This is a genomic window from Catellatospora sichuanensis (assembly GCF_007483665.1).
Taxonomy (GTDB): Bacteria; Actinomycetota; Actinomycetes; order Mycobacteriales; family Micromonosporaceae; genus Catellatospora; species Catellatospora sichuanensis.
The window spans coordinates 62902-88011 of record NZ_VIQO01000043.1; the positions used below are offsets into that span (position 1 = coordinate 62902).

The 25110-nt window shown below is 71.3% G+C and carries 27 protein-coding genes; 14 read left to right on the plus strand and 13 right to left on the minus strand.

Annotated features, from left to right (window positions below; genetic code table 11):
- Positions 1-15: 15 nt before the first annotated feature.
- Entirely contained in the window at positions 16-1926 is a 1911-nt protein-coding gene (locus tag FLL47_RS39480; RefSeq protein ID WP_144127848.1) for an ATP-dependent DNA helicase, read from the minus strand.
- 253 nt (positions 1927-2179) lie between these two features.
- Here FLL47_RS39480 and FLL47_RS39485 point away from each other — a divergent pair, with 253 nt between their 5' ends.
- The 4 genes from FLL47_RS39485 to FLL47_RS39500 all read left to right on the plus strand — a co-directional run bounded on the left by FLL47_RS39485 (position 2180) and on the right by FLL47_RS39500 (position 5705).
- The gene (locus tag FLL47_RS39485) at positions 2180-2671 is read left to right on the plus strand and encodes a DUF402 domain-containing protein (RefSeq protein ID WP_144127800.1); all 492 of its coding nucleotides are present in this window, start codon (positions 2180-2182) and stop codon (positions 2669-2671) included.
- A gap of 301 nt (positions 2672-2972) precedes the next feature.
- Entirely contained in the window at positions 2973-3866 is an 894-nt protein-coding gene (locus FLL47_RS39490) for a PPK2 family polyphosphate kinase (RefSeq protein WP_144127801.1), read from the plus strand.
- Positions 3867-3983: 117 nt separating this feature from the next.
- A complete protein-coding gene (locus FLL47_RS39495) occupies positions 3984-4610 on the plus strand; it encodes a DUF47 domain-containing protein (protein ID WP_120317326.1) in 627 nt (208 codons plus the stop codon).
- An 87-nt stretch (positions 4611-4697) separates the two neighbouring features.
- A complete protein-coding gene (locus FLL47_RS39500) occupies positions 4698-5705 on the plus strand; it encodes an inorganic phosphate transporter (protein WP_425457822.1) in 1008 nt (335 codons plus the stop codon).
- Positions 5706-5810: 105 nt separating this feature from the next.
- On the opposite strand, the gene FLL47_RS39505 is transcribed toward FLL47_RS39500, so the two are convergent.
- The 3 genes from FLL47_RS39505 to mtfM form a co-directional block, all read right to left on the minus strand.
- Positions 5811-6776, minus strand: a complete 966-nt coding sequence (locus tag FLL47_RS39505) for a Gfo/Idh/MocA family protein (RefSeq protein WP_186316196.1) — start codon at positions 6774-6776, stop codon at positions 5811-5813.
- Positions 6777-6891: 115 nt separating this feature from the next.
- Positions 6892-7485 (minus strand): heme-binding beta-barrel domain-containing protein, encoded by a 594-nt coding sequence (locus FLL47_RS39510; RefSeq protein WP_186316197.1) that lies wholly within the window; start codon positions 7483-7485, stop codon positions 6892-6894.
- A 105-nt stretch (positions 7486-7590) separates the two neighbouring features.
- Positions 7591-7695, minus strand: coding sequence for a small membrane protein MtfM (gene mtfM / locus FLL47_RS44910; RefSeq protein ID WP_269059029.1), 105 nt, complete (start codon positions 7693-7695; stop codon positions 7591-7593).
- A gap of 40 nt (positions 7696-7735) precedes the next feature.
- Here mtfM and FLL47_RS39515 point away from each other — a divergent pair, with 40 nt between their 5' ends.
- The gene (locus FLL47_RS39515; RefSeq protein ID WP_425457823.1) at positions 7736-8107 is read left to right on the plus strand and encodes a DsrE family protein; all 372 of its coding nucleotides are present in this window, start codon (positions 7736-7738) and stop codon (positions 8105-8107) included.
- 167 nt (positions 8108-8274) lie between these two features.
- On the opposite strand, the gene FLL47_RS39520 is transcribed toward FLL47_RS39515, so the two are convergent.
- From FLL47_RS39520 to FLL47_RS39540, 6 genes are all read right to left on the minus strand, one after another.
- Positions 8275-8793, minus strand: a complete 519-nt coding sequence (locus tag FLL47_RS39520) for a hypothetical protein (RefSeq protein WP_144127804.1) — start codon at positions 8791-8793, stop codon at positions 8275-8277.
- A 305-nt stretch (positions 8794-9098) separates the two neighbouring features.
- Entirely contained in the window at positions 9099-9428 is a 330-nt protein-coding gene (locus FLL47_RS39525) for a DUF1416 domain-containing protein (RefSeq protein WP_144127805.1), read from the minus strand.
- A 5-nt stretch (positions 9429-9433) separates the two neighbouring features.
- Positions 9434-10282, minus strand: a complete 849-nt coding sequence (locus tag FLL47_RS39530) for a sulfurtransferase (protein ID WP_144127806.1) — start codon at positions 10280-10282, stop codon at positions 9434-9436.
- A gap of 246 nt (positions 10283-10528) precedes the next feature.
- The gene (locus FLL47_RS45055) at positions 10529-10606 is read right to left on the minus strand and encodes an Ms5788A family Cys-rich leader peptide (protein ID WP_322790472.1); all 78 of its coding nucleotides are present in this window, start codon (positions 10604-10606) and stop codon (positions 10529-10531) included.
- A gap of 105 nt (positions 10607-10711) precedes the next feature.
- Positions 10712-11419 carry an LmeA family phospholipid-binding protein gene (locus tag FLL47_RS39535; RefSeq protein WP_144127807.1) on the minus strand — a complete coding sequence of 236 codons (708 nt, stop codon included), beginning with the start codon at positions 11417-11419 and terminating at the stop codon, positions 10712-10714.
- On the minus strand, positions 11416-12402 hold the full coding sequence (locus FLL47_RS39540) for a hypothetical protein (protein ID WP_246159285.1): 987 nt from the start codon (positions 12400-12402) through the stop codon (positions 11416-11418). Before FLL47_RS39540 ends, FLL47_RS39535 begins: the two co-directional genes overlap by 4 nt.
- A 394-nt stretch (positions 12403-12796) precedes the next feature.
- Between FLL47_RS39540 and FLL47_RS39545 the strand changes: the two genes are divergently transcribed.
- From FLL47_RS39545 to pstB, 7 genes are all read left to right on the plus strand, one after another.
- Entirely contained in the window at positions 12797-13543 is a 747-nt protein-coding gene (locus tag FLL47_RS39545; protein ID WP_144127808.1) for a winged helix-turn-helix transcriptional regulator, read from the plus strand.
- 133 nt (positions 13544-13676) lie between these two features.
- Positions 13677-14618, plus strand: a complete 942-nt coding sequence (gene mshD / locus FLL47_RS39550) for a mycothiol synthase (RefSeq protein WP_144127809.1) — start codon at positions 13677-13679, stop codon at positions 14616-14618.
- A gap of 79 nt (positions 14619-14697) precedes the next feature.
- Entirely contained in the window at positions 14698-16263 is a 1566-nt protein-coding gene (locus tag FLL47_RS39555; protein WP_186316198.1) for a hypothetical protein, read from the plus strand.
- A 178-nt stretch (positions 16264-16441) separates the two neighbouring features.
- A complete protein-coding gene (pstS, locus tag FLL47_RS39560; RefSeq protein WP_246159286.1) occupies positions 16442-17506 on the plus strand; it encodes a phosphate ABC transporter substrate-binding protein PstS in 1065 nt (354 codons plus the stop codon).
- A gap of 91 nt (positions 17507-17597) precedes the next feature.
- Positions 17598-18584 carry a phosphate ABC transporter permease subunit PstC gene (pstC, locus tag FLL47_RS39565; RefSeq protein ID WP_144127812.1) on the plus strand — a complete coding sequence of 329 codons (987 nt, stop codon included), beginning with the start codon at positions 17598-17600 and terminating at the stop codon, positions 18582-18584.
- Positions 18585-18775: 191 nt separating this feature from the next.
- On the plus strand, positions 18776-19687 hold the full coding sequence (gene pstA, locus FLL47_RS39570) for a phosphate ABC transporter permease PstA (RefSeq protein WP_144127813.1): 912 nt from the start codon (positions 18776-18778) through the stop codon (positions 19685-19687).
- 62 nt (positions 19688-19749) lie between these two features.
- A complete protein-coding gene (gene pstB / locus FLL47_RS39575) occupies positions 19750-20541 on the plus strand; it encodes a phosphate ABC transporter ATP-binding protein PstB (protein WP_246159290.1) in 792 nt (263 codons plus the stop codon).
- 138 nt (positions 20542-20679) lie between these two features.
- On the opposite strand, the gene FLL47_RS39580 is transcribed toward pstB, so the two are convergent.
- From FLL47_RS39580 to FLL47_RS39590, 3 genes are read right to left on the minus strand one after another with little or no spacing between them, the layout of a single operon-like run.
- Positions 20680-21261 (minus strand): NUDIX hydrolase, encoded by a 582-nt coding sequence (locus FLL47_RS39580; RefSeq protein ID WP_144127815.1) that lies wholly within the window; start codon positions 21259-21261, stop codon positions 20680-20682.
- Positions 21251-22426: a thiolase family protein gene (locus tag FLL47_RS39585; protein WP_144127816.1), complete on the minus strand. Its 1176-nt coding sequence runs from the start codon at positions 22424-22426 to the stop codon at positions 21251-21253. The genes FLL47_RS39580 and FLL47_RS39585 overlap by 11 nt, the downstream gene beginning before the upstream one ends.
- A 31-nt stretch (positions 22427-22457) precedes the next feature.
- Complete coding sequence (locus FLL47_RS39590) at positions 22458-23339, minus strand: aminotransferase class IV (RefSeq protein WP_246159287.1); 882 nt, start codon at positions 23337-23339, stop codon at positions 22458-22460.
- A 271-nt stretch (positions 23340-23610) separates the two neighbouring features.
- Between FLL47_RS39590 and FLL47_RS39595 the strand changes: the two genes are divergently transcribed.
- Both FLL47_RS39595 and ygfZ read left to right on the plus strand, forming a co-directional pair.
- The gene (locus FLL47_RS39595) at positions 23611-24033 is read left to right on the plus strand and encodes a Fur family transcriptional regulator (protein ID WP_144127817.1); all 423 of its coding nucleotides are present in this window, start codon (positions 23611-23613) and stop codon (positions 24031-24033) included.
- Positions 24033-25100, plus strand: a complete 1068-nt coding sequence (gene ygfZ, locus FLL47_RS39600) for a CAF17-like 4Fe-4S cluster assembly/insertion protein YgfZ (RefSeq protein WP_246159288.1) — start codon at positions 24033-24035, stop codon at positions 25098-25100. The genes FLL47_RS39595 and ygfZ overlap by 1 nt, the downstream gene beginning before the upstream one ends.
- Positions 25101-25110: the final 10 nt, after the last annotated feature.

Below are 25110 nucleotides of genomic sequence, written 5' to 3' on the forward strand. Positions count from 1 at the left end.
CCTACCTGGTGCGGGTCAGCTTTCGCCGAGGCGTTTGAGGGACTTGAGGACGATCTCCTGCTTGGTGGTGTACCAGAAGGGCGGGAGGCTGGCCCGGAGGAAGGCGCCGTAGCCGCGGGCCGTCTCCAGGCGGGAGTCGAGGACGGCGACGACGCCCTTGTCCGAGGTGGAGCGGATCAGCCGGCCCACGCCCTGGGCCAGCCGGATCGCCGCGATCGGCACGCTCACCGCGGCGAAGCCCGAGCCGCCGCCCTCGTCGACCGCCGCCGAGCGGGCCGAGGCCAGCGGCTCGTCCGGTCGCGGGAACGGCAGCCGGTCGATGACTACCAGCTGGCAGGCGTCACCCGGCACGTCCACGCCCTGCCACAGCGACATGACGCCGAGCAGGCAACTGTTGCGGTCCTCACGGAACTTGCGGACCAGCAGCGGCAGCGCCTCGTCGCCCTGCAGCAGCACGGTCAGGTTCGTCTTGGCCCGTAGCAGCTCCGCGGCCTGCTGCGCGGCCTTGCGGGAGGAGAAGAGCCCGAGCGTACGCCCGCCGAGCGCCTCGACCAGCGCCAACAGCTCCGCCCCGGTCGCGTCCGGCAGGCCCGACGCGGCAGGCCGGGGCAGGTGCGCGGCGACGTAGAGGATGCCCTGCTTCGGATAGTCGAACGGGGACCCGACGTCGAGCGACTTCCAGCCCGGCCCGGAGGCGGACTCCGGCGGCGCGCCGGGCTTGGCCGCGGTCTTGGGGCTCACCGGCAGGCCCAGCGAGCGGGCGAGGGTGTCGAAGTTGCCGCCAAGGGTCAGCGTGGCCGAGGTGGCGATGACGGTGCGGTCCTCGTACAGCTTCTCGCCGAGCAGCCCGGCGACCGACAGCGGCGCGACGACCAGGGCCCGGCGCGGCTCGTGCTCCACCCAGGCGACGTCGTGCTCGTTGTCCTCCAGCAGCCGCTGCGCGGTCTTGGAGACCTCGTCGAGCAGCGACTTGGCCTGCTGCTTGCGCACCGGGTCGGGGTCGTCGGCCTTGATCTCGCCGATCCGGGAGAGCCCGCGCCGGGTCGCCCCGTCGAGCAGCGTGCAGGCCTCGACGATGCCCGTCGGCAGCTTGCCGGTGATCCGCCCGGCCGGGGTCTCGGCCAGCCCGACGGTCAGCGCGTCGGCGGCCTCGACCAGGGACTGGTACTCCTCGCCCTCCACGTAGGGGCGGGCGGCGCGGGCGGTGCGGTCGACGGCGTCCGGGGTCAGCTCGGCCTGGGCAGCGCTGGAGACCCGGTCGGCCAGCTCGTGCGCCTCGTCGATGATCAGCAGTTTGTGCTCGGGCACGATGTGCCGCCCGGCCATCATGTCGACCGAGAGCAGCGAGTGGTTGGTGACCACCACGTCGGCCTCGCGGGCGCGGGCCCGTGACAGCTCCGCGAAACACTCCGGCCCGTATGGGCAGCGGCTCGCCCCGACACACTCGCGCGCCGGGGTCGACACCATGCGCCAGGCTGTGTCGTCGACGCCCGGGTCCAGCTCGTCGCGGTCGCCGGTGTCGCTCTCCATCGCCCAGTCGCGGATGCGCTCGATCTGCTTGCCCAGCCGGCCCGACTCGCCGAGCCACTTCACGCCGCTGCCGCTGGAACCGGCATCGAACAGCGAGTCCTGCGGGTCCTGCTCGTCGGAGTGCTCCAACTTCGCCAGGCACACGTAGTGGTGACGGCCCTTGAGCAGGGCGAACGTCGGCTCGCGGCCGAGCAGCGGGGAGATCGCCTTGCCGATGCGCGGCAGGTCCTTCTCGACCAGCTGCGACTGCAGCGCGAGCGTGGCCGTCGAGATGACGACCGGCCCGTCGACGGTCAGCGCCGGGGCGAGGTAGGCCAGCGACTTGCCGGTGCCGGTGCCGGCCTGCACCAGCAGGTGGTCGCCGGACTCGATGGCGGTGGTGATGGCCGCGGTCATGGCCTGCTGGCCGGGCCGGGCCGAGCCGCCGGGCACCGCGCCGACAGCGGCCTCGAGCAGGTCGAGAGCGCTGTGGTCACGTGTTCGCTTCTTCTTCGGCGGCACCGACTGACCGTACCGGCTGGCACCGACGGTCTTCCACCGCGCCGCCTGATTTGGGACGATGGCGCCTTGTGGGCGCGACCCGCGTCACCCCCGCATCGTTGCGCGGTGGTGCGAGGGTGTACGCCACCGCCGTGAAGCGAGGTAGTCGATGGGCGTCGTACGGGTGGAGATCCGCAAGTTCGACGGGAGTGCGCACCGGGCCTTCCCGGCCACCCTGCTCGGCCGCGACGAGCATGGCACGTGGCTGGGCATCCCGAGCGGCACGGTGAGCGACACCGGCAAGGTGTACGAGATCCCCGGCGTGGTGCTCGTCCCACACACCGGCTGGTGGACCGCCATGTTCAACGCCGCCCCCCGCAACACCTCCCTCTACTGCGACATCACCACCCCCGCCACCTGGAACGACGACACCGTCACCGTGACCGACCTCGACCTCGACGTACGCAAGATCCGCCTGACCGGCGAGGTCCAACTGGTGGACGAGGACGAGTTCGCCGCCCACCAGGCCAAGTTCAACTACCCGGAAGAGGTCGTCCACCAGGCCCGCGCCGCCGCCCAATGGCTCCTCGAAGCCGTCCGCACCAACCAGGAACCCTTCACCACCCACTTCCACCGCTGGCTGGCCCACGTCTCCCCCTGACCACCGGCCCGCCCTCTCGGGTTGATCATGAACTTATGGCACGGTTCGGCGGCGCGTCGCGCCCCTAACCTCATGATCGATATGCGCCGGGTGCAAGCCCCTCGGTCCCGACTGCGGATGCCGAGCGCCGAGCAGGTTCGGGCGGGCGCGGCAGTGCCGCCCTTGGCCACTAGATGATCATGAAGTTGTGGGCGGGACACGCCGTTGAGCCGTGCCATAGGTTCATGATCAACGGGGTAGGCGGGGGCCGGAAGTTGGGGGATGACCGGCGAGGGGGCGGGTTGTGCGCAATGATCGGGATGTGGCGGACGTGTCCGAATTGCTGCAGATCGGGTCGGGGGTGGACCTCGGGGCGATCGATCCGGCTGGGACGCCGGGGCTGCCTGATCGCAAGGGCGTGCAGCGGGATCCGAAGGGGTGGGCTCGGGCGGAGCTGGTGACGTTGGGGCAGGAGCTGGCGCGGCAGCAGGAGATGCTGTTCGCGCAGGCCAAGTGCAATCCGGCTGACCAGCGTCGGGTGCTGTTGGTGATGCAGGCGATGGACTGCGGGGGCAAGGACGGCACCGTCAAGAAGGTGGCCGGCATGATGAACCCGCAGGGTCTGCGGATCACCGCGTTCGGGCCGCCGACGGCGGAGGAGCGCCAGCACGACTTCCTGTGGCGGATCCGCCGGGCGCTGCCGCTGCCGGGATACCTGGGCATCTTCAACCGCTCGCAGTATGAGGACGTGCTGGTGGTGCGGGTGCGCGAGCTGGCGCCGGCGCGGGTGTGGAAAAGCCGCTACGAGAAGATCAACAGCTTCGAACGTGAGCTTGTCGACAGCGGGTTCTCCCTGGTCAAGGTGATGCTGCACATCTCGTACGAGGAGCAGCGCCGCCGCCTGATGGAGCGCCTGCAGGACCCCACGAAGTACTGGAAGTACAACCCGGACGACGTCGACAACCGCGCCTACTGGCCCGCGTACCAGCAGGCGTATCAGGACGCGATCCAGCGGTGTGGGACTGATCACGCCCCCTGGCATGTGGTGCCGGCAGACCGGAAGTGGTACCGCGACTGGGCGGTGGCGCACCTCATCCTCGATGCCCTGAAACGCCTGGATCTGAGCTATCCGCCGGCCGGCTTCGACCCCAAAGCCGAGATGAAACGTTTGGAACGTGACGAAGCGGGCAGGGCACCGAAGATGAACGGCAGGTGAACGAGCCATGAATCGCAGGTGGCACTTGGTGACCGGGTCACGAACGCCGGGTGACAGTGCTTAGCATTCCCCCGACCAGACCGTCCGGATGACACCACCAAACCAAAGGTGCTTGCGGTGAAGTTTTCGCTCCGCCCCCAAGAGGGCGCCTTCTACGAGATGTTCTCCCGTGCCGCCCAGAACCTGGTGCGGGGCACGGAGCTGCTCTCCGAGCTGGCGCTGCCCGGCGCTGACGTGCAATCGGTCAGCGAGCGGCTGGCCGATGTCGAGCACGACAGCGACCAGATCACGCACGAGTTGTACAACAAGATCAACTCAACGTTCATCACGCCGTTCGACCGCGAGGACATCTACCGCCTCGGCTCCGGGCTCGACGACGTCATGGACCACCTGGAGGCCGTGGGCAACCTGGTCTACCTGTACGGCCTGACCAAGCTCCCGGCGCTGCCGCGCGAGATGATCGAGTTGATCGACGTGCTGGATCAGCAGGCCAAGGTCACCGCCCTGGCCATGCCGCGGCTCAAGCAGATGAAGGGCCTCAAGGACTACTGGGTCGAGTGCAACCGCCTGGAGAACGACGGCGACCGCACCTATCGCATGCTGCTGGTCCGGCTGTTCAGCGGCGAGTACGACGCGCTGACCGTGCTGAAGATGAAGGAGGTCGCCGACGAGCTGGAGGCCGCCTGCGACGCCTTCGAACACGTGGCGAACACCGTCGAGACCATCGCCGTCAAGGAGTCCTGATGCGCGGCCTCATCGCCGGCTCCCCCGGCGGGGGTGCGTGACGTGAACGAGCTCCTCATCCCGGTGCTCGCGGTCATCATCGCGGCCATGGTGTTCGACTACACCAACGGCTTCCACGACGCCGCGAACGCCATCGCCACCAGCGTCTCGACCCGGGCCCTCACCCCGCGGATCGCGCTGGGCATCGCCGCGCTCGGCAACTTCGTCGGTGCGCACTTCGGCGCCTCGGTCGCCAAGACGGTCGGCAGCGGCATCATCACGCCCCCGGAGGGCGAGGTCGGGCTGGGCATCGTATTCGCCGGCGTCGTCGGCGCCATCGCCTGGAACCTGTTGACCTGGTATTACGGCATTCCCTCGTCGTCCTCGCACGCGCTGATCGGCGGCCTGGTCGGGGCGATGCTCGCCGCGCTCGCGTTCGGCGTGCAGGGCGAGGTGCTGTGGGGCGGCATCCTGGACAAGGTCGTCCTCCCGATGATCGTGTCGCCGGCCACCGGCCTCGTCCTCGGCGCGGCCTTCATGCTGTTCCTGCTGTGGGCGGTGTACCTGCTGGCCAAGTGGCTGTCCAAGCGCAAGTCGGGGCGGCTGCTGCAGCCCACGCCGCTCAACCGGTTCTTCCGGTTCATGCAGTCGCTGTCGGCGATCGCGATGTCGATCGGCCACGGCATGCAGGACGCCGCGAAGACCATGGGCATCATCGTGCTGGCGCTCTACACCGGCGGGTTCCAGAGTTCGAACGAGACCATCCCGGAGTGGGTGTTCTGGACCTCGGCGACGGTGCTGGCGCTGGGCACGTACGCGGGCGGCTGGCGCATCATCCGCACCCTCGGCCGCCGGGTTATCCACCTGGACCCGATGGCCGGCTTCGCCGCCGAGACCGTGGCCAGCAGCGTGCTGTTCACCGCGGCGGCGTACGGCCTGCCGATCTCGACGACGCACACCATCACGTCGGCGATCATGGGTGTCGGCGCGACGAAGAAGTTCTCGGCCGTCCGCTGGGGCGTCGCCGGCAACATCATGACCGCCTGGGTCCTGACCTTCCCCGGCGCCGCCCTCGCCGCCCTCATCACCTACGTCCTGGTCCGCCCCATCTTCTGAGTCTCCTCCTCGACAAGATCGCGACGATCTTGCGCGAACGGTTGCCGATTCGCCCGGAAAGGGCGTGTCGCACCCGCCGTACGCGCAAGATCGTCGCTTTTGCTGTCAGTAGGTGACGCCGATCTGGGCGCGGACGGCGTCCAGGGTGCGCATTACGGAGAGGGTCGAGGAGAGGGGGACCAGGTCGGATTCGAGCTTGCCTTCGCGGAGGCAGCGGGTGGCTTCGGCGGCTTCGAAGTGGAGGCCGGAGGGGGCTTCCTGGAACTCTTCGGGGTCGGTGCCGTGGCGGTGCAGGACGAAGCGCTCTGCCGCGTGGAAGCCCCAGGGGAGTTCGATGCGGCCCTGGGAGCCGACGATCGTGGCGTTGCGCACGTCGCCGTTGATGCCGCAGTACAGCGACGCCACCGCGCCCGAGCGGAAGCCCAGCGAGATGCTGGTGCGCGCGTCGGTGCCCTCGGGGAACAGGTGCGCCCACGCCCGGACCTGGTCCGGCTCGCCGAGCAGCAGCTGCGCGAAGCCGATCGGGTACACCCCCAGGTCCAGCAGCGCGCCGCCGCCCAGCTCCGGGTTGCGCAGCCGGTGCCAGGGTTCCGGGTCCATCGCGATGCCGAAAGCGGCCTGCACCGAGACGACCTCGCCGATCGCGCCGTCCGCGATCAGCTCCTGGATCTTCAGGATCGCCGGGAGGGTACGCGTCCAGAACGCCTCCATCAGGAACAGCTCGCGTTCCCGGGCCATCGTGACGAGGTCCTGTGCCTGCGCGAGGTCCAGCGTGAAGGCCTTCTCCACCAGCAGCGGCTTGCCGGCCCGCAGGCACAGCGAGGCCGCCGCATGGTGGTGGGAGTGCGGGGTCGCGATGTAGATGATGTCCACGTCCGGGTCGGCGGCGAGCGCCTCCCACGAGCCGTGGCTGCGCGCCGCGCCGTGCTCGGCGGCGAAGGCCTCGGCGGACGACGCTGTCCGCGAGCCCACGGCCGCCAGTTCGGTGCCGGGCACCTGGCCCAGCTCGCGCGCGAAGCGTGCGGCGATCCCGCCCGTGGCGAGGACGCCCCAACGAATCTGATCAGTCACGACCCGAAGCTACACCGGTTCAGCAGGAGCCCGTCGCAGCGGCCGCTCGGTGTACAGCCGCAGCGCAGCGGAGGCTGTACGACCGGGCAAGGCCGCGGAGCGGGCTCCGCATGTTTCAGCCGCCGACGCGGATCAGGCGCGCGCTCAGGTGCGGCGTCAGGCCCTCGCCGACCGCGGCCATGTCCTGGGCGTACAGCAGCGCGCCCTCGACGATGCCGTAGAGCCGGTGCCCGGCGGTGACCTCCTTGGCGGTGGACGTGCGCGCCACGAAGTCGGTGACCATCTCGATCCGGGGCGGGTTCACCTCGACCTTGCCGAGGTAGAGCTCCATGATCCCGGTGGGGTTGGTCATGATGGCCTCGAGCTCGTCGCCGTCCTTGCCGGCCGGACGCCACCAGCCGACCTCGCGGCCGCCGGGGCGCACCGGCTTGGACTCCGCGTCGAGGATCCACGCCTTCGACTCGTAGAACAGGAACGGCCGGCCGTCGTGGCTGATCCGGATCTCCTGCGCGTAGTCGAAGTCCTCGATGGACGGGTAACCGCCCCGGCCGCGGCCCCGCCACACCCCGACGAACGGCAGCAGGTCCAGCAGGTCGCCGTGCAGGTCCGGCCCGCTGCGCAGGTCGTGGGTCTCCTCGTACGGGTACGGGTCGACCGGCGGCGCGTTCAGCCACGGTGGCGGCGCCAGCGGATTGTCTTCAGTACTCACCGTTCAACCCTCTTCGTTCACGACTGCGGAAACTCGCCGACCCTGGCCCGCCACGCCGGTGTCGCACCGGCGCGGCTCCGCCCACCCGCGTGCGGGCAGGCACTCTCACCAGCGGCCGCGCGAGATTTTGACGGCCACGTAGGCCAGGCCGCCGGCGAGCGCGCCGAACCCGGCGACCAGCAGGCTGACGAACCCGATCTCGGTGACCACGGGTAGATCCTATGAGGCGCGCCCGGCGCGCGTGCATAAGCTGTCGGACGTGGCACGCAAACTCATCGTCAAGACCACCGCCGGAGCCGACGCGCCGGAGCGGTGCGCGCAGGCGTTCACCGTGGCCGCGACCGCCGTGGCGGCCGGTGCCCAGGTGTCCCTGTGGCTGACCGGCGAGGCCAGCTGGTTCGCCCTGCCCGGCCGCGCCGCGGAGTTCGACCTGCCGCACTCCGCCCCGCTGCCCGACCTGCTCGACGCCATCCTGGCCGCCGGCACCGTCACCCTGTGCACCCAGTGCGCCGCCCGCCGCGACATCACCCCCGCCGACGTCATCCCCGGCATCCGCATCGCCGGCGCCGCCGTCTTCGTCGAAGAAGCCCTCTCCGAAAACACCCAAGCCCTCATCTACTGACCGAAGGAAGGGCACCTTCACATCGCTATGCGTAGGGGAAGGGCACCTTCTTAACGGCTTGGTCCGGGTGAGCTGGACGGGATGTGCCGGTCTGGACGCGCGGGCGTGGTGCACCCGGCGGGACGAGCGGTGTCCTCGGGCTGGACGCGGGAGAGGGTTCCCCGGGGTCAGGGGACGCGGCAGCCGGAGCTGAGGTCGACGGCCACGGTCCCCTCGGCGGTGATCTTGCCGCGTACCGCCACGTAGTTGCCCGCGTCGTAGTAGAAGCCCTCCTTGGGGCCGTCGGCGGGTCGGGTGACCGCGTCGGGCAGCGCGGCCGCGAGCGTCGCGATCATGGCCGATTCGTCGCCCACGGGGCCGGAGACGGTCAGCGTGCGGACGAGCGAGACGCCGTCGCGGGCGGCGGACAGGCTGCACGCCTTCTCGGCGTACCCCTTGTCCTGGATCGTGGCGCCGGCCGGGACGCCGGCGGTGACCTTGCCGACGACCTCGTCGATGGTGGCCTTGGCCGAGGCGGCGGTGGTCTGGTCGCGCAGCGACGGCGGGTCGTTGCGGGCGGACCAGATGGCGAGACCGATCAGCAGCACGGCCCAGGCGGCGACGAGCGCGGGCCACAGGTAGCGGCGGGCGGGCGGCGTCGGCTGAGGCTGCGGGGCGGCCTCGGGTGCGGGCGCGTCGATGGTCACGCGTTCATGCTGCCACGCGTCTGCCGCCGGGCGTGTCGCGGTGGCCCGGTGCGGTGCCGGGCTGGTGGCGCGGTGTCGGGCGGAGATCACTGTTTCCGGTCAGAACCTCGGGTCAAACCGCAGTTTGGGACACGAAACGCCGATCTTCATCGCGCCGCGCCGCGCCGCGGCACCTCGCGCCGCCTACCCGCGCCGCGCCGATCGCACCGGTCGCGGTCCGAAAACCCCCGCCAACCGGCACCGGGCGTTAAGAAGGGCACCTTCTACAACGCATAGCGTTAAGAAGGTGCCCTTCCTTTCACAAACTAGGCGACGGCGAGGGATACCTCGTTGACGCCGCGGTCGGCGGTGACGGTGGCGTCACCGTTGCCGAACCGGGACAGGGCGCGCAGCTGCCAGGTGCCGGGCGCGGCGAAGAAGCGGAACTGGCCCGCCGGCGAGGTCACGACCTCGGCGGTGAACTCGCCGGTGCGGTCGAGCAGGCGCACGTACGCCCCCGCGACCGGGTCACCGCCGGACTGCACGACGCCGGTGATGACGGTCTCCTTCTCCAGGTCGACGCTGAGCGGCAGCGGGGCGGCCTGGTCGGGGGCGGCGCAACCGGCCGCGACAGTGGAAGCAGTCTGTGCGGTCATGGTGATCACGCCTTCCCGGGCTCGTCGCCCAGTGCCACCGGCACGCCGACCAGCGAGCCGTACTCGGTCCAGGATCCGTCGTAGTTCTTCACGTTCGCCTTGCCGAGGATCTCCTGCAGCACGAACCAGGTGTGCGAGGAGCGCTCGCCGATGCGGCAGTACGCGATGGTGTCCTTGCTGTCGTCGATGCCCGCGGCCGCGTACAGCTCGGCCAGCTCGCTGTCGGACTTGAAGGTGCCGTCCTCGTTCGCGGCCTTGGACCACGGCACGCTGAGCGCGGTGGGGATGTGGCCGGCCCGCTGCGCCTGCTCCTGCGGCAGGTGGGCGGGGGCGAGCAGGCGGCCCGCGTACTCGTCGGGCGAGCGCACGTCGATCAGGTTCTGCACGCCGATCGCCTTGACCACATCGTCGCGGAAGGCGCGGATCGACAGGTCCTGCTCCTGGGCGACGTACTGGGTCGCGGGGCGCTTGACCTCGTCCTTGGACAGCGGGCGGGCGTCGAGCTCCCACTTCTTGCGGCCGCCGTCGAGCAGCTTCACGTCGCCGTGGCCGTAGAGCTTGAAGTACCAGTAGGCGTATGCGGCGAACCAGTTGTTGTTGCCGCCGTACAGCACGACGGTGTCGTCGTTGGCGATGCCGCGCGACGACAGCAGCGCCTCGAACTGCTCCTTGTTGACGAAGTCACGGCGCACCGGGTCCTGCAGGTCCTGGCGCCAGTCCAGCTTGATCGCGCCGGCGATGTGGCCACCGTCGTAGGCGGTGGTGTCCTCGTCGACCTCGACGAACACGACGCCGGGTGCGGCGATGTTCTTCTCGGCCCAGTCGGCCGAGACGAGGGCGGATTCGCGACTCATGGAGTTCTCCCTTGAGATGTGGCTGGTGGATGAACGTCTGTGCGGGTGACGCCACCGGGAGCGCGAGCGGGAGAAAGAGAAACGTCGCCGCGTACGGGTCCACAGGGGGTTCACCGAATACAGGGCGACGGCGGCTGGCTGACTTGCGGGGGCGGCCGGCTCAGCGATGAGCGGGCGATGCGAGTCAGTTGACAGAGCTGCTGACGATCACGGAAGCGTGATCGAGGTGCGCAAACTGTGCCGCCGTCAGATGACGGGGCGACACAGGCACGTGGCCACGCGGCACAGGTCGACCGCGCGCCGCTTGGTAAGCAGCGGACTCATAGTTCGTGACCCTACCAGCAGCGCTCTGATTTCGGGAATGTGTCGTCCACCATCCGGGAACGGTGGATCACCATCCGGGAGCGCGGACGGTGATCCACTCGGCCGTCAGGCCAGCTCGACGTCCTTGGCGGTGAACGACACGACGAGGCCGGTCGACTCCGTCTGGACGTCGGTCAGCTCGAGGTTGAACGGCAGCTTCGGCAGGGTCAGGGTCACCGCGAGCCGGTCCTTGTAGGCATTGATGATCGTTTGGCTGACCGAGCCGGCGGCGCCCTTGAGCGAGGTGACGCGCAGCCGCACGTGGCTGCCGTCCACGACGGTGACCTCGGCGGTGCCGGTGACCTCGCCGATGAGCGGCACCTTGCCGGTGACCCGCACGTCGTTGGGGCCGGCCGAGGTCAGCGAGATCCCGGTCAGGCCGCTGGCCTCGACCAGGCTGGCGTACGACACGGTGGCGTCGCCGTCGACCCGGGCCGCCACCGGCCGGGCGGTGCCGTCCATGAGCTGCGACAGCGGCGCCTCGACGTCGTGCGCCGCCACGTTGAGCAGTGGCAGGGGCAGCTCGCCGCCCTTGAGGTCGCGCATGGTGATGTCGATCTCGGTGTACTTCCCGGCCGCGACCTGGGTCAGGAACGGGAAGCCCTGGATCTCGACCTCGGGCGGGGTCGAGGTGATGCCCTGCTCCTGCATCCGCGCGGAGACCCGCGCGGCGATCTCACGTTCCGCGTAGTGCGCGCCGGCCCGGTCGGCGACCGCGACCACCACCCCGAGGACGACGAGCACGACCGCGGTGATCGTGAGGAACTTCCTCATGCGGGCACCAGGAAGAACACGCTGATCACGTAGGCGACCGGCGCGGCCAGCGCGAAGCCGGCCAGCGGGCCCTGCATGTGCCGGGCCAGCCACATGGTCGGCGCCTCGCCGGCCAGTTCCCGCCCCGCCTCGGCGAAGCCGATGGTGAGGTCGGCCAGCACGGCGGCGCCGGCCGCGGCCATGCCGATCATCGCGGCCTGGCTGGGGGTGAACGGCACCAGGTAGCGGCCGATGACGGCGGCCACGCCGGTGCCGAGCATCGCGCCGATGACGATGCCGGCCGAGCCGCGCGGGACCTGGTCGGCCAGGCGCGGATACGGCGCGAAGACGTCGGTGAGCCGGGCGACGCTCAAGGCGATGCCGCTGGCGATGAGGCAGACCACAATGGCCTGTGTGCCCGCGGGGAGGCGGGTCAAAACAATGAGGGTGGCGAACGAGACCACGCCGAGCACGATGACCACCGTCGAGCCGAGCGACTCGGAGACGCGCACCCGGCCCTCGTAGCGCACCATCTGGCCGACCGCGCCCGCGACCAGGCCGCCTGCCGCGATGAGGCCGAGCGGGGCGACCGAGGCGACGTCGCTCGTGATCGCCGCGACGTCGGCGCTGACCGCCGCCAGCACGCCGACCGTGGCGACCACCTTCACCCCGGGCGGGCGGATGGCCATGGTGGTGGCGAAGACGTAGAGCAGCTGGGCGCCGAGGATCACCACGGCGTACGGGATGCGGCCGGTGCCCACGCCCGCGGTCTGCGCGCCCATCACCAGGCCCACGCCGAGCAGCAGCGCGAAACCGGCCACGGCCGCCGACAGCAGCCGCCGCACCGGGACGATCTCCGCCGGAGGGCCGTCGTCGCTCTCGGGTTCGGGTTCGGCGTCGCCGCCGCGAGCGCGCCGCCGGTCCTTCACCTTCACCGCCTCGTCGCGCCGGGAACGCGGGCCGGGTTCGGCGCCCCGCTCGGCGGCGCCGCGGTTCGCGGGCACGGGAACGGGCGCAGGGCCACGGCCGGCCTGGCCAGGGCCGGGCCGGTGCGGCCCGTCGAACTGGGGGCCGGATGACCTGCGATTACGGACGCTGTCGTCGGGAGGGGAACCGAGCACGCAACGATCGTGCCACCTCACCCCCCAAGAGCGCACCTCACCGGGGTGGGAACCTGCCGGACGCGGGCGCGGCGAGCGAAACACGCGCGAAAGATGACCGAAACACTGTCCGGCGATCACGCGCGGTGAGTGACAACGCCATGAGGTCCTGGTATTTCTTATGTTCTCGACTATGCTCATGCTTTACCCGCCCGTCAGCGACGCCGGGACCGACGTGAGGCCAGCCACGCCCCCATGTGCTGCTCGCGCGGCCTTGCCGCGAGGACGGAGGCGATCCGTGGAAATCCTGCTCCTGGTGACCGCACGTGCCGGTGAACCATCCGCCGTGCTCCCCGCGCTCGACCTGCTCCCGCACACCGTGCGCACCGCCCCCCGCGACGTGCGCACCCTGGTGTCGACCCCCAGCCCGGACGCCGTGCTGGTCGATGCGCGCTCCGAACTCTCCGAGGCCCGGGCCACCTGCCGGATGCTGCACGCGACCGGCCTCGGCGTGCCGCTGATCGCCGTGGTCACCGAGGCCGGCCTGGTCGCCATCAACGCCGACTGGGGCGTCGACGACGTGATCCTCGCCGCGGCCGGTCCCGCCGAGGTCGAAGCACGGCTGCGGCTGTCCGTCGGCCGCCTCAACTCCGCGACCGCCGCCGCCGGCGGCCTCATCCGGGGCGGCGAGCTGACCATCGACCCCGACACGTACGCGGCGAAGCTCAAGGGACGCCCGCTCGACCTCACCTACAAGGAGTTCGAGCTGCTGAAGTTCCTGGCCCAGCACCCGGGCCGGGTCTTCACCCGCGACCAGCTGCTGCGCGAGGTGTGGGGCTACGACTACTTCGGCGGCACCCGCACCGTCGACGTGCACGTGCGGCGCCTGCGCGCCAAGCTCGGCTCCGAGTACGAAGCCATGATCGGCACGGTGCGCCAGGTCGGCTACAAGTTCGTGGTGCCGTCCTCGCGCCAGCAGCTGGCCGACCGCGACTCGCTGGACGCCGCCGCCGAGCAGCTGCTCGCCGACCTGCCCTCGATCTGACCCGTCGATTCTTCGACGAACGCGCCCGCGGTGACCGCCGCGGGCGCGTTCCATTGCGCCGAGTGCCTTCACCATGCGGGCGATCACCGTGCGACCGTGGAGCGATTTCACGCGACCCGGCTACGCTGACGCCATGATCGGGTATGCCGAGCGGCGCGACCGGCTCACGCCGGACGAGGTGTCCGCAGTGGTCGAACTGGCGCGCGCGGCGGGCGACACCGACGGCGCGTACCCGCTGTCCGAGCACACGGTGCTGCATCTGCGCCACGGCGGCGAGGCCCCTGCGGTGCACCTCATCGCCCGCACCCCCGACGGCGAACTGGCCGGCTACGCCCACGTCGACACCACCGACGCGGTGGACGGACCCTCCGCGGAACTGGTCGTGCATCCGCTGCGCCGCCGGCACGGCCTGGGCCGCGCACTGGTGAAGGCGGCCATCGAAGCGGCGGCCGAGGCCGACCCGGACGGTCGGCTGCGGCTCTGGGCGCACGGCGACCACCCGTCGGCCGGCGCGCTGGCGCTGTCGCTGGGCTTTCGCCGGGCCCGGGTGCTGTGGCAGATGCGGCGCTCGCTGTTCGCCGAGGTGCCGCAGCCAGAGCTGCCCGCGGGCGTGGTGCTGCGCGCGTTCCGGCCGGGCGAGGACGACGAACCCTGGCTGGCGCTCAACGCCCGCGCCTTCGCCGACCACCCGGAGCAGGGCCGGTGGACCCTACGCGACCTGCACGTGCGGATGGCCGAGCCGTGGTTCGACCCGGCGGGCTTCCTGCTGGCGGAGCGGGACGGCGCGCTGGCCGGGTTCCACTGGACCAAGGTGCACGGCGAGTTGCGCCGCGACGCGCAGGACGCGCACCACCACGACCCGATCGGCGAGGTGTACGTGCTCGGCGTCGACCCGGCTGCGCACGGCTCCGGCCTGGGCCGCGCGCTGACCGCGGCCGGGCTGCGCCACCTGCGGGCCCAGGGGCTCGACCAGGTGATGCTGTACGTCGACGAGTCCAACACCGCCGCGACCGCCCTCTACCAGCGACTGGGCTTCGCCCGCTGGTCCACGGACGTGCTCTTCCAGCGCACCTGAACGACCTCTTCCGCAATCCTGTGAGATCCATCACCATCTAAGGGATGCGCGGATGGTGACGGGTGGGAGGCACGGCGTGATGGAGCAGGAGCCTCCCGACGTGCTGTCCCAGCGGGAGCCGACGAGCCCGGCCGCTGCTCCCGGCGACTTCACGGACTGGGTGGCCCGCCGGCTGCCGCCGCTGGAGCACGCCGCCCGGCAGCTCACCGGTGACGAGACGCAGGCCGCCGCGCTGGCCCGGGACCTGCTCGGCCTGGTCGCGATGCGCTGGTCGCGGCTGCGCGGCAACGACGCGGAGCACCAGGCCCCGCCGGGTGCGGCCGCGGACCGGCTGCTGCAGCGGCTCTTCGCGCGCGAGGTCGCCGACGCCGCGCCGCCCTACCGGGTGCGGCTGGAACTGGACCGCACCCCGCCGTCGCGCCGTCCCGGTCGCGCCCTGCCCGCGACCGCCGAGCAGGAGGCGGCGCAGCTGTGGCGGCGTGGCCGGGCCACCACCCGGCGCCGGTTGCTGATCGCGGGCGCCGTCGGCGCGGTCGCGCTGGGCGCCGCGGGGATCCGCTCGCTGACCGCCGGGCGTGACGACGGCCTGCAGCCGCTGCCCGCCCTGCCCACCGGCCCGGCCGTGCTGGACGGCGTGGACGAGGTGCCGCCGGTGCCGCGGCAGATCACGCTGCCGACGGCCCTGGTCGCGCACCTGCTGCGGGAACTCGCGCCCGGTGACCCGGCCACGCTGCCCGCCCTGAGCAGGCAGCCGACCCCGCGGGTGCTCGCGGTGCTCGACGCCGCGGTCAAGGGGGTCGGTGAGGGCCCGCTGGTGGCGCTGGGCGTGGACGGCGAGTGGCGCAGGGTCGACAGGCTGCCGCCGGAGGCCGCGGCGCTGCTGTCGGCAGGTGCGCTGGCCCCGGACGGTTCGCGGGTGGCGGTGGTGGTGTCCGACGAGCTGTGGGTGGTGGAGACGGCCACGGGCCGGGCCCGCCGCCACGACGTCGTGCCGCAGTCGCCCGTCGTCGTCTGGCTCGGGCCGCGGCACCTGCTGGTCGGGGTCGACAAGCTGCTCGAGGTCGGCACCGGCCGGATGCGGGCGGTGCCGGTGGGGGTCCGCGACGCGATCGCGCCGCGTCGTGCCGCGGGCAAGGACGCCCCGTCCACGGTGGTGGAACTGCTCTCGGCCGGGGACCCGATCACGGCACCGCCGCGGGTGCGCACCTGGGAGTTCGACGGCCGCAACCACAGTGAGCGCACGGTCGCGGTCAGCGGGCCCGGTGCCGGGCGGTTGGGGCGGTTCCTCGGCCCGGGGTTCGCGGTCGTGGGCGCCGGCGGACTGGTCGCGCGCCTGTGCGAGCCGACAGGGCTGCCGGTGCGGGCCGATTGGCGGGCCGGGGTGGGCGTGGCCGTGCTGGAACCGGGCTCGGCACGGGTGCTGCGGATGCTGGCGGCCGACGTCGAGGTGACCGGTGACGTGACCCTGCTGGGCTGGCTGGATCGGCGGCGTGTGCTGCTGCGCTGTGCGGGCGGGTCGGGCACGACGCCCGGGGTGAACCAGCGGGTGCTGGTGTGGGACGTACGCGACGGCAGCCTCGCGCTGGTCGCGACGGTGGCCACGGACGGTGGGTTTTCGCTGGCAGACCTGGACGGGGCGGTGTGACCGCGTTCACTTCCCGGCCACGCCTTGCTGAGGGAGCCGTCACCGGTCCTGTTTTGCCTGTTCACCCTGCGTTCACCTGAGACGGGACAACCGTCTACCTCGGCCGTGCAATGTCGGGGTCAGGCCGGCGACGGCCGTTATCCCTGACTAGGAAGGCACCCCTGAAGTGAACCGTAACGTGCTCTCTCGGCGCGTGCTTGCGGGCGTCGCGATCGCTGCGCTTGCTCTTGCCGGTTGCTCCTCGAAGGGCGACCCGGGCACCGACCCCTCCGCCAGCGCCGACACCGGCGCGTGGGCCTCTCTCTCCGGTGAACTGAAGGCGTCGGGAGCCAGCTTCCCGAACACCTACTACCAGGAGGTCATCACCACCCTGAAGGCCGACGCCCCGAACCTCAAGGTCACCTACAACTCGGTGGGCTCGGGCACCGGCAAGAAGGAGTTCGGCTCCGGCCTGGTCGACTTCGCCGGCACCGACAGCACGGTCAAGGACACCGACGGCGTGCCGGCCGGTTCCTTCCTCTACATCCCGACCGTCGCGGCGCCGATCACCGTTTCGTACAACCTCAAGGGTGTCGACAAGCTGCAGCTCAGCCCGGTCACCCTGGCCAAGATCTTCCAGCGTGAGATCAAGACCTGGAACGCGCCGGAGATCGTCGCCGACAACCCGGGGGTGACCCTGCCGGCTACCGCCATCTCCGTGGCGCACCGCTCGGACGGCTCGGGCACCACCAACAACTTCACCAAGTACCTGGCCGCCGCCGCGGCCGACGCCTGGAAGCTGGGCAGCGGCGACACCGTCGCGTGGCCGGCCGACACCCAGGCCGGTGCCAAGAACACCGGTGTGGCGCAGCTGATCAAGGCCGCCGACGGCGGTATCGGCTACGTCGACCTGAGCGACGCCAAGGATTCGGGCCTGTCCTTCGCCGCGATCAAGAACAAGGACGGCCAGTACGTGCTCCCGACGCTGGAGGGTGCCACCGCGGCCCTCGGCGGCGCCGAGCTCAAGGACGACCTGACGTTCAACCCGCTGAACGCGGCGGGCGCGACGTCCTACCCGATCACGGCGCCGACCTACCTGCTGGTCAAGCCGAAGTACGACGACCCGAAGAAGGCCGAGCTGGTCAAGGGCTTCGTCAAGTACCTGCTGACCGACGGTGCGGCCATCGCGGCCGAGGTCAACTACGCGGTGCTGCCGGCCGACCTGCAGGCCAAGGCTCTCGCCCAGCTGGACAAGGTCAGCTGAAGCTGATCTGACCTGAGCACGACCCCCGGTGCGGCGGGTCCCTCCGGACCCGCCGCACCGGCCTCGCCAGGCCACCCCTCGGAGTAGACAGATGACAGTCCTAGACAAATCCGCTCAGCTGACCCGGAAGGACCGCGGCAGGCACGCCGACCGGCTCTTCTGGGCCTTGTGCGTCTCCGCGGGCTTCGCGGTGCTGGTGATCCTGGCGTTGATCCTGGTCACCATGGTGAAGCAGGCGTATCCGGCCTTCTCCGCCGAGTTCTTCACCAGCTCGACCTGGATCCCCAACGACCCCGACGGCGACGGCCCGGCGAAGCCGGTCTACGGCACGCTCGCCTTCCTCTACGGCACGCTCGTCGTCTCCGCGATCGCCGTGATCGTCGCGGTCCCCGTCTCGGTCGGCATCGCGCTCTTCCTGACCGAGCTGGCGCCGCGCCGCATCCGCACCGCCATCGTCACGCTCATCGACCTGCTGGCCGCGGTGCCTTCGGTGGTCTTCGGCCTCTGGGGGATCCTGGTCGTCGCGCCCGCCATGGTGCCGGTCTACCAGTGGATCCACGACGTGCTGGGCGGCGTGCCGCTGCTCGGGTCGCTGTTCGGCGAGCCGCGTAGCAGCGGTCGCAGTTTCATGACCGCGGGCCTGATCCTCGCCATCATGATCGTCCCGATCATCACGTCGATCGCCCGCGAGGTCTTCGCGACCGTGCCCGACTCCGACAAGCAGGCGGCCTGGGCGCTCGGCGCCACCCGCTGGGAAATGATCAAGGGTGCGGTGCTGCCGCACAGCTTCGGCGGCGTGGTCGGCGCGGTGATCCTCGGCCTGGGCCGCGCGATGGGCGAGACCATCGCGGTCGCCCTGGTCATCGGCAGCTCGGTGCAGATCACCGCGAACCTCTTCGAGAGCGGCTACGCGCTGCCGGCGATCATCGTCGACCAGTGGGGCGAGTCCACGGGCGTGTTCACGGCGGCCCTGATCGGCATGGGCGTGGTGCTGTTCGTCATCACGGTGCTGGTCAACCTGGTCGCCCGATTCGTCGTACGCCGAGCGGAGATCCGGATGAGGGGAGCCGCGGCATGAGCGTGCGCATCACGGCGCCGGTCGAGGGCCCTGACGAGGTAAGCGAGGAGAAGCCGTGAGCGAGCTTCGCGAGCGAATCATGGTGTTCGGCGATGGCGCCGACGAGCGAAGCGAGGAGAAGCCGTGAGCGAGCTTCGCGAGCGAATCATGGTGTTCGGCGATGGCGCCGACGAGCGAAGCGAGGAGAAGCCATGACGACGACCGCCACCCGTCCCGCGGCGGCCGCTCCGGTGCCGGCGGACCTGCGCCGCTCCGCGCTGCCGCTGCGCCGCCGGCTGACCGACGGCTTCAGCAAGTCGCTCATGGGCCTGGCGCTGCTGATCGCGCTCATCCCGCTGGGCCTGGTGATCTACCACGTGACCAGTCGGGGCATCGCGGTCATCAGCTGGGACTTCCTCATCGAGGACATCCCCAACTCGGCTCGCCGGATCGGCGGCGGCATGGGCCCCGCCGTGGCCGGCACCCTGGTCATCACCGGAGCCGCGGCTGCCATGGCGATTCCGCTCGGTGTGCTCGGCTCGATCTACCTCAACGAGTACGGCAAGCAGAACGCGCTGGCCCGGCTCATCCGGACCATGTCCGACGTCATGACGGGCGTGCCCTCGGTCGTCATGGGTCTGTTCATCTACGTCTCGTACGTGCTCGTGGTGAAGGAGCAGTCCGGCTTCGCGGCCGCGCTCGCCCTGGGCTGCCTCATGCTCCCGGTGATCATCCGCAGCTCGGAGGAGATGCTCCGCCTGGTGCCGGACGAGCTGCGCCAGGCCAGCGCCGCGCTCGGCGCCCGGCGCTGGAAGACGACCGTCTCCGTGGTGCTGCCCGCGGCGATCTCCGGCATCGTGAGCGGCGTGATGCTGGCCATCGCGCGTGCCGCGGGCGAGACCGCACCGGTCGTGCTGGTGGCCGGCACGGTCTTCGCGTCGAACTGGAGCCTGGAGGGCGCCAACACCACCTTGGCCGCGCAGATCTTCAAGAACGCCGGAGAGCCGTTCCCGGCGGCACAGGAACGTGCCTGGGGCGCGGCGCTCACGCTGATGGTGATCGTGCTCCTGTTCACCGTCGCGTCCCGCCTGATCTCCAGCCGCTTCGCCATCAAGGAACGTTGAGGATGACCACCATGAGCAGCGACTTCACCCTGTCCACCCTTCTTCCGGGAGCCGTGCCCGCCATGCCCGTCGCATCCGCAACGCCGGTGATGCAGCTGGAGAACGTCAGCGTCTTCTACGGCAACTACGAGGCCGTGCGGGGCACCACCATGGCGGTCCGCGAGCACCAGATCACCGCGCTCATCGGCCCGTCGGGCTGCGGCAAGAGCACCGTGCTGCGCTCGCTCAACCGGATGAACGACCTCGTGGCGGGCGCCCGGGTGGCCGGCAAGATCACGTTCCACGGCCAGGACCTCTACGCGCCGGACGTCGACCCGATCCAGGTGCGCCGCCGCATCGGCATGGTCTTCCAGAAGCCGAACCCGTTCCCGAAGTCCATCTACGAGAACGTGGCCTACGGCCTGAAGATCAACGGGATCAAGGACAACATGGACGACCGCGTCGAGCAGGCGCTGCGCGGCGCGGCCCTGTGGGACGAGGTCAAGGGCAAGCTCAAGACCAGCGGTCTGGCCCTGTCCGGCGGCCAGCAGCAGCGCCTGTGCATCGCGCGCGCGATCGCGGTCAAGCCCGAGGTGATCCTCATGGACGAGCCGTGCTCCGCGCTCGACCCGATCGCCACCGGCAAGATCGAGGACCTGATGCACGACCTGGCGGGCACGTACACCATCGTGATCGTGACCCACAACATGCAGCAGGCTGCCCGCGTCAGCCACCACACCGCGTTCTTCACCGCGGAGCTCGACGAGGCCGGCGTGCGCCACGGCCGCCTGGTCGAGTTCAACGACACCGGCCGAATCTTCACCAACCCGGCCGACAAGCGCACCGAGGACTACATCACCGGCCGCTTCGGCTGACCGCCGCTCGCCCCATCCGCGCCTGCCGTGGCCCCGGGCCTGCGGCAACTCTTGAAGACTTGCGGCCTCAGGACATCCCTGAGGCCGCAAGTCTTCAAGAGTTGCGCCAGGTGGGCAGGGCGGCGCGCGGGGGGTGGGTCAGAGGGTGGGCATGTAGGGGGTGGTGACGTCGCGGTGGGTGGTGAGCATGTCCGCTACCGAGGGGTATGCGGCCAGCTCGCGCAGGGTGACCAGGGTTGGTGGGAGCATCGGCAGCTCGCCGGACTCGTGCTCGGCGATCGCCTCCTCCGGGGTCAGCCAGCGGGCCCGGTCGGCCTCGAACTCGGGCAGCGCGGCGTCCTGCCCGTCGGGCATGGCGGCCAGGAAGAACCAGGTGTCGAAGCGGCGCGGCTCGAACACCGGGGTCAGCCAGCGGTGCCACGGGGTCAGCGCGGCCGGGAGCAGGGTCACCCCGGTCTCCTCCTGGATCTCGCGGACCGCGGCGTCGGCCGGGGTCTCGCCGGCCTCCAGCGAGCCGCCGGGGAACGCCCACATGCCGCCGAACGCCATCGCGCGCATCCGCCGGATCAGGAAGATCGTGCGGTCCGGGCGGATCAGCACCACGGTCGACGCCTCGCGGGGCGTCGCGGGCTCACGGCCGGACTCCGCGAACTCGCGGGCCAGCGTCTCGAAGCGGGCCCTTTGCTCGGGCGGCAGCAGGTCGAACGGGTTACTCGACATGGACCAGCACCGCCTGTCCCTGGCCGACGCCGATGCAGGCCGCCGCGATGCCGTAGCCGCCGCCCTTGCGGCGCAGCGTGTGGCACAGGTCCGTGACGACCCGGGGTGCGGACGCGCCCAGCGGGTGGCCGTACGCGATCGCGCCGCCGTCGACGTTGACCAGCTCCGGGTCGATCTCCGGCAGCTCGTGCAGGCAGCTGAGCACCATCGCGGCGAACGCCTCGTTCAGCTCCCAGGCGGCGATGTCGCCGAAGCCGAGCTTCGCCTTGGCCAGCAGGGCGCGGATCGCGGGGACCGGGCCGGTGGAGAAGCGCTCCGGGGAGACGCCCGCGACCGTGCTCGCCACGATGCGGCCCAGCGGCCGCACCCCCAGGCGCTCGACGGCGGCGGCCGAGCCGACCAGGGTCGCCGCGGCGCCGTCGTTGACGGGGGAGGAGTTGCCCGCGGTGACGGTGCCGTCCGGGGTGAACGCGGGGCGCAGCTTCGTCAGCGCCGCGGCGCTCGTGTCGGGGCGCACCGACTCGTCGCGGGTCACCCCGGCGACCTCGATGACCCGGTCGTCGAAGCGGCCCTGCGCCCAGGCGGCGGCGGCACGCTGCTGCGAGCGCAGCGCCCAGGCGTCCTGCGCCTCGCGGCCGATGCCGAACTCCTGCGCCACCTGCTGGGCGGCCACGCCCAGCGGCACCGTCCACACGTCGGGCATCAGCGGGTTGACCATGCGCCAGCCGAGCTGGGTGTTCCACAGCTTCGCCTCGCCGGGGAAGGCCGCGTCGGGCTTGGCCAGCACGAACGGGGCGCGGCTCATGCTCTCCACGCCGCCCGCGATGACCAGGTCGTTGTCGCCCGCGCGCACCGCCCGGGAGGCCTGCACGATCGCCTCGGCGCCCGCCGCGCACAGCCGGTTGACGGTCACGCCGGGCACCGTCGCGGGCAGGCCCGCCAGCAGCGCCGCCATCCGGGCCACGTTGCGGTTGTCCTCGCCGGCGCCGTTCGCGTCGCCGAGGATGATGTCCTCGATCAGCGCCGGGTCCAGCTCGGGGTGCCGCTTGAGCAGCGCGACCAGGGGCGCGGCCGCGAGGTCGTCGGTCCGTACGCCGGACAGCCCGCCCTTGTGGCGGCCGAACGGGGTGCGGACCGCGTCGATGAGAAACGCCTGCGAGGTCATGCTCCGCAGGCTACGTCACCTGAGGGATCGTTCAGCAACCCAGGTTCGTGAAGCCCAGGTAGGCGCGCAGCTTCTCGGTGTGCACGGACGGGGTCGTCGCCGTGCCGTCGATCGCCCGCAGCTCGGCGATGCCGCGCACGCTCGACAGCAGCCACACGCCGTCGGTCGCGGCCAGCTCGGCCGGGGTGACCATCCGCTCCGCGGCGGTCCAGCCGAGGTCGCCGGCGTTGTCGAGCAGGTGCCGGGCGGTCGTGCCGGGCAGGATGCCGGTGGTCTCCACGGGCACCGTGCACAGCGTGTCCCCGCTCAGCCAGACCAGCGTCGAGGTCGGGCCCTCGAGGGCGTAGCCGTCCTCGGAGACCCACAGCGCGTCGTCCACGCCCTGCGCCAGCGCCCAGCGCTGCGAGGCCATGTTGATCGCGTACGACAGCGACTTCACGCCGCCCAGCAGCCACGGGGCCGACGTGCGCGCGTCGGCCGGGTAGCCCAGCGAGATCGTGGTGACGGTGATGCCCTCGTGGCGGGCGGCCAGGGTGACCGCGCCGATCGGGTTCAGGGTGGCGAAGCAGGTGACCGGGCCGCCGGTGGCTGCCGTCGCCTCCGTGCCGCGGGTGCAGACCAGGCGCAGCGCGCCCTCGACCTCGGCCGGCCACTGCGCGCAGGCCAGCGCGGCCAGCTCGCGCAGCACCGGCTCGGCGGGCAGGGCCAGCTCCATCCGGACGGCCGAGCGGGCCATCCGGGCCAGGTGCTCGCCGATCAGCCACGGCTCCACGCCGCCGCGGCCGTCGGGCCGCACGTGCATGGTCTCGAAGACCCCGTCGCCGCGCAGCACGCCGAGATCGTCGGCACGGAGCACGGGAGTGTCGGCCGGCACCACACCAAGGCCATGGACCACGAGAACAGGCTGCACCACGGCCGGAATGCTACGCGTCCCCACGATCACCCCCGCCGCCGTCCCACCGGTCCGTGACCGCGGCCGTCGCGCCGCGATCTTCGCCCGCCCGTCGCCCGCACCCGCCCGCCCCGTCGTGCGCCCGCCTCGATCGTTCGACTTGCCTGGCACATGTGCGAATGGCGGCTCAAGATACGCACGACTGCCTGGCAAGTTCGATGATCGAGGGCGGGCGGCCGACGTCACGCCGCGCGGGCGGAGGTGCTTCAGCGTGTCGAACTATGATCGGACGATGCCCGAACAAGGCTCCGCCGAGCTGGCCGAACTCCTCCGGGACCGCGGCCTGCGGCTCACCCCCCAGCGGCAACTGGTGCTCGACGCCGTGCGCCAGCTCGTCCATGCCACCCCGGAACAGGTGCACGCCGCCGTGTGCGAGGTGGCCTCCGGGGTGAACATCACCACCGTGTACCGGACCCTGGAGCTGCTGGAGGAGCTCGGGCTGGTGACCCACGTGCACCTGTCGCACGGCGCGCCGACGTATCACGACGCGGCGGTCGTACAGCACGTGCACCTGGTCTGCCGCAACTGCGACACGGTGACCGAGCTGGAGCAGAGCGAGCTGGCCCCGCTCGCGGAGCGGCTGCTGTCGCAGCGCGGCTTCCGGATGGACATCGGGCACGTGGCCTTGTTCGGACTATGCGGGAGCTGTGCGTGATGGGTACGACCGTGCTGATGGGCCATTTCGACCCGGATTCCGCCGACGCCGCCGTCGCGGCGCACCACGGCGACCCGAACCGCGAGCAGCGGACCCTGCTGACCGCGGCCGGGGCAGTGGACCGCTCGCACCGCGGGGTGCTGGCGCTGACCGGCCCGGAGCGGCTGAGCTTCCTGCACAACCTGACCACGCAGCACCTGACCGCGCTGGCCGACGGCCAGGGCACCCGGACGCTGGTGCTCTCCCCGAACGGGCACATCGAGCACGAGCTGTGGGTGTCCGAGCTCGACGGCACGCTCTGGGTGGACGTCGAGCCGGGCACCGTCGACGGCCTGGTCGCCTTCCTGACCAAGATGCGCTTCTTCACCCAGGTCGAGATCAAGCCCGCCGATCTGGTCGTACACAGCCTGGTCGGGCCCGGGGCACTAGCCGCCGCCGCGAAACTGGGCGTCGCCGTGCCCGCCGAGCCGGACGTGCTGGAGGTGCCGGGGCCCAAGTTCGCCACCGGCGCGCTGCCGCCGCGGCCGACCACGGTGTACGCGCTGAGCCCGCTGCCCGGCGGCGGTTTCGTCCGCCGGCGCTCCCTCGGCGAACTGCCGGTGCTGGACCTGCTCCTGCCCGCCGACACCGCTTCGGCCACGGTGGCCGCGCTGGAGCTGCCGCCCGCGGGGCTGTGGGCGTACGAGGCGGTGCGGGCGGCCGCGAAGCAGGCCCGGGTGGGGGTGGACACCGATCACCGGACGCTGCCGTCGGAGGTGGACCTGACCGCCGCCGCGGTGCACCTGGAGAAGGGCTGCTACCGGGGCCAGGAGACGGTGGCCCGGGTGCACCACCTCGGCAAGCCGCCCCGCGCGCTGCGCCTGCTGCACCTGGACGGCATCCTCACCGACGAGCTTCCGGCGCGTGGCACCGAGATCACGGCGAATGGCCGTACCGTCGGATTCATCGGCACGGCGGCCCGGCACGCGGAACTCGGACCGATCGCGCTCGCGGTCCTCAAGCGCAATATTTCCGGCGACACCCCCCTCACCGCGGGAGAATCTACGGCCTCTATCGACCCTGACTAGAAATATGACA

What these genes read in the sequence shown, in the direction of transcription:
- FLL47_RS39595 (WP_144127817.1), top strand. Translation starts at nt 23,611, where the DNA reads ATGCCCGAACAAGGCTCCGCCGAGCTGGCCGAACTCCTCCGGGACCGC.
- FLL47_RS39500 (WP_425457822.1), top strand. Translation starts at nt 4,698, where the DNA reads ATGGTGTTCGACTACACCAACGGCTTCCACGACGCCGCGAACGCCATC.
- FLL47_RS39535 (WP_144127807.1), bottom strand. Translation starts at nt 11,419, where the DNA reads ATGAGGAAGTTCCTCACGATCACCGCGGTCGTGCTCGTCGTCCTCGGG.
- FLL47_RS39480 (WP_144127848.1), bottom strand. Translation starts at nt 1,926, where the DNA reads ATGACCGCGGCCATCACCACCGCCATCGAGTCCGGCGACCACCTGCTG.
- pstB (WP_246159290.1), top strand. Translation starts at nt 19,750, where the DNA reads ATGCCCGTCGCATCCGCAACGCCGGTGATGCAGCTGGAGAACGTCAGC.
- mshD (WP_144127809.1), top strand. Translation starts at nt 13,677, where the DNA reads ATGATCGGGTATGCCGAGCGGCGCGACCGGCTCACGCCGGACGAGGTG.
- FLL47_RS39585 (WP_144127816.1), bottom strand. Translation starts at nt 22,426, where the DNA reads ATGACCTCGCAGGCGTTTCTCATCGACGCGGTCCGCACCCCGTTCGGC.
- ygfZ (WP_246159288.1), top strand. Translation starts at nt 24,033, where the DNA reads ATGGGTACGACCGTGCTGATGGGCCATTTCGACCCGGATTCCGCCGAC.
- FLL47_RS39525 (WP_144127805.1), bottom strand. Translation starts at nt 9,428, where the DNA reads ATGACCGCACAGACTGCTTCCACTGTCGCGGCCGGTTGCGCCGCCCCC.
- pstA (WP_144127813.1), top strand. Translation starts at nt 18,776, where the DNA reads ATGACGACGACCGCCACCCGTCCCGCGGCGGCCGCTCCGGTGCCGGCG.
- FLL47_RS45055 (WP_322790472.1), bottom strand. Translation starts at nt 10,606, where the DNA reads ATGAGTCCGCTGCTTACCAAGCGGCGCGCGGTCGACCTGTGCCGCGTG.
- FLL47_RS39555 (WP_186316198.1), top strand. Translation starts at nt 14,698, where the DNA reads ATGGAGCAGGAGCCTCCCGACGTGCTGTCCCAGCGGGAGCCGACGAGC.
- FLL47_RS39530 (WP_144127806.1), bottom strand. Translation starts at nt 10,282, where the DNA reads ATGAGTCGCGAATCCGCCCTCGTCTCGGCCGACTGGGCCGAGAAGAAC.
- pstC (WP_144127812.1), top strand. Translation starts at nt 17,598, where the DNA reads ATGACAGTCCTAGACAAATCCGCTCAGCTGACCCGGAAGGACCGCGGC.
- FLL47_RS39485 (WP_144127800.1), top strand. Translation starts at nt 2,180, where the DNA reads ATGGGCGTCGTACGGGTGGAGATCCGCAAGTTCGACGGGAGTGCGCAC.
- FLL47_RS39580 (WP_144127815.1), bottom strand. Translation starts at nt 21,261, where the DNA reads ATGTCGAGTAACCCGTTCGACCTGCTGCCGCCCGAGCAAAGGGCCCGC.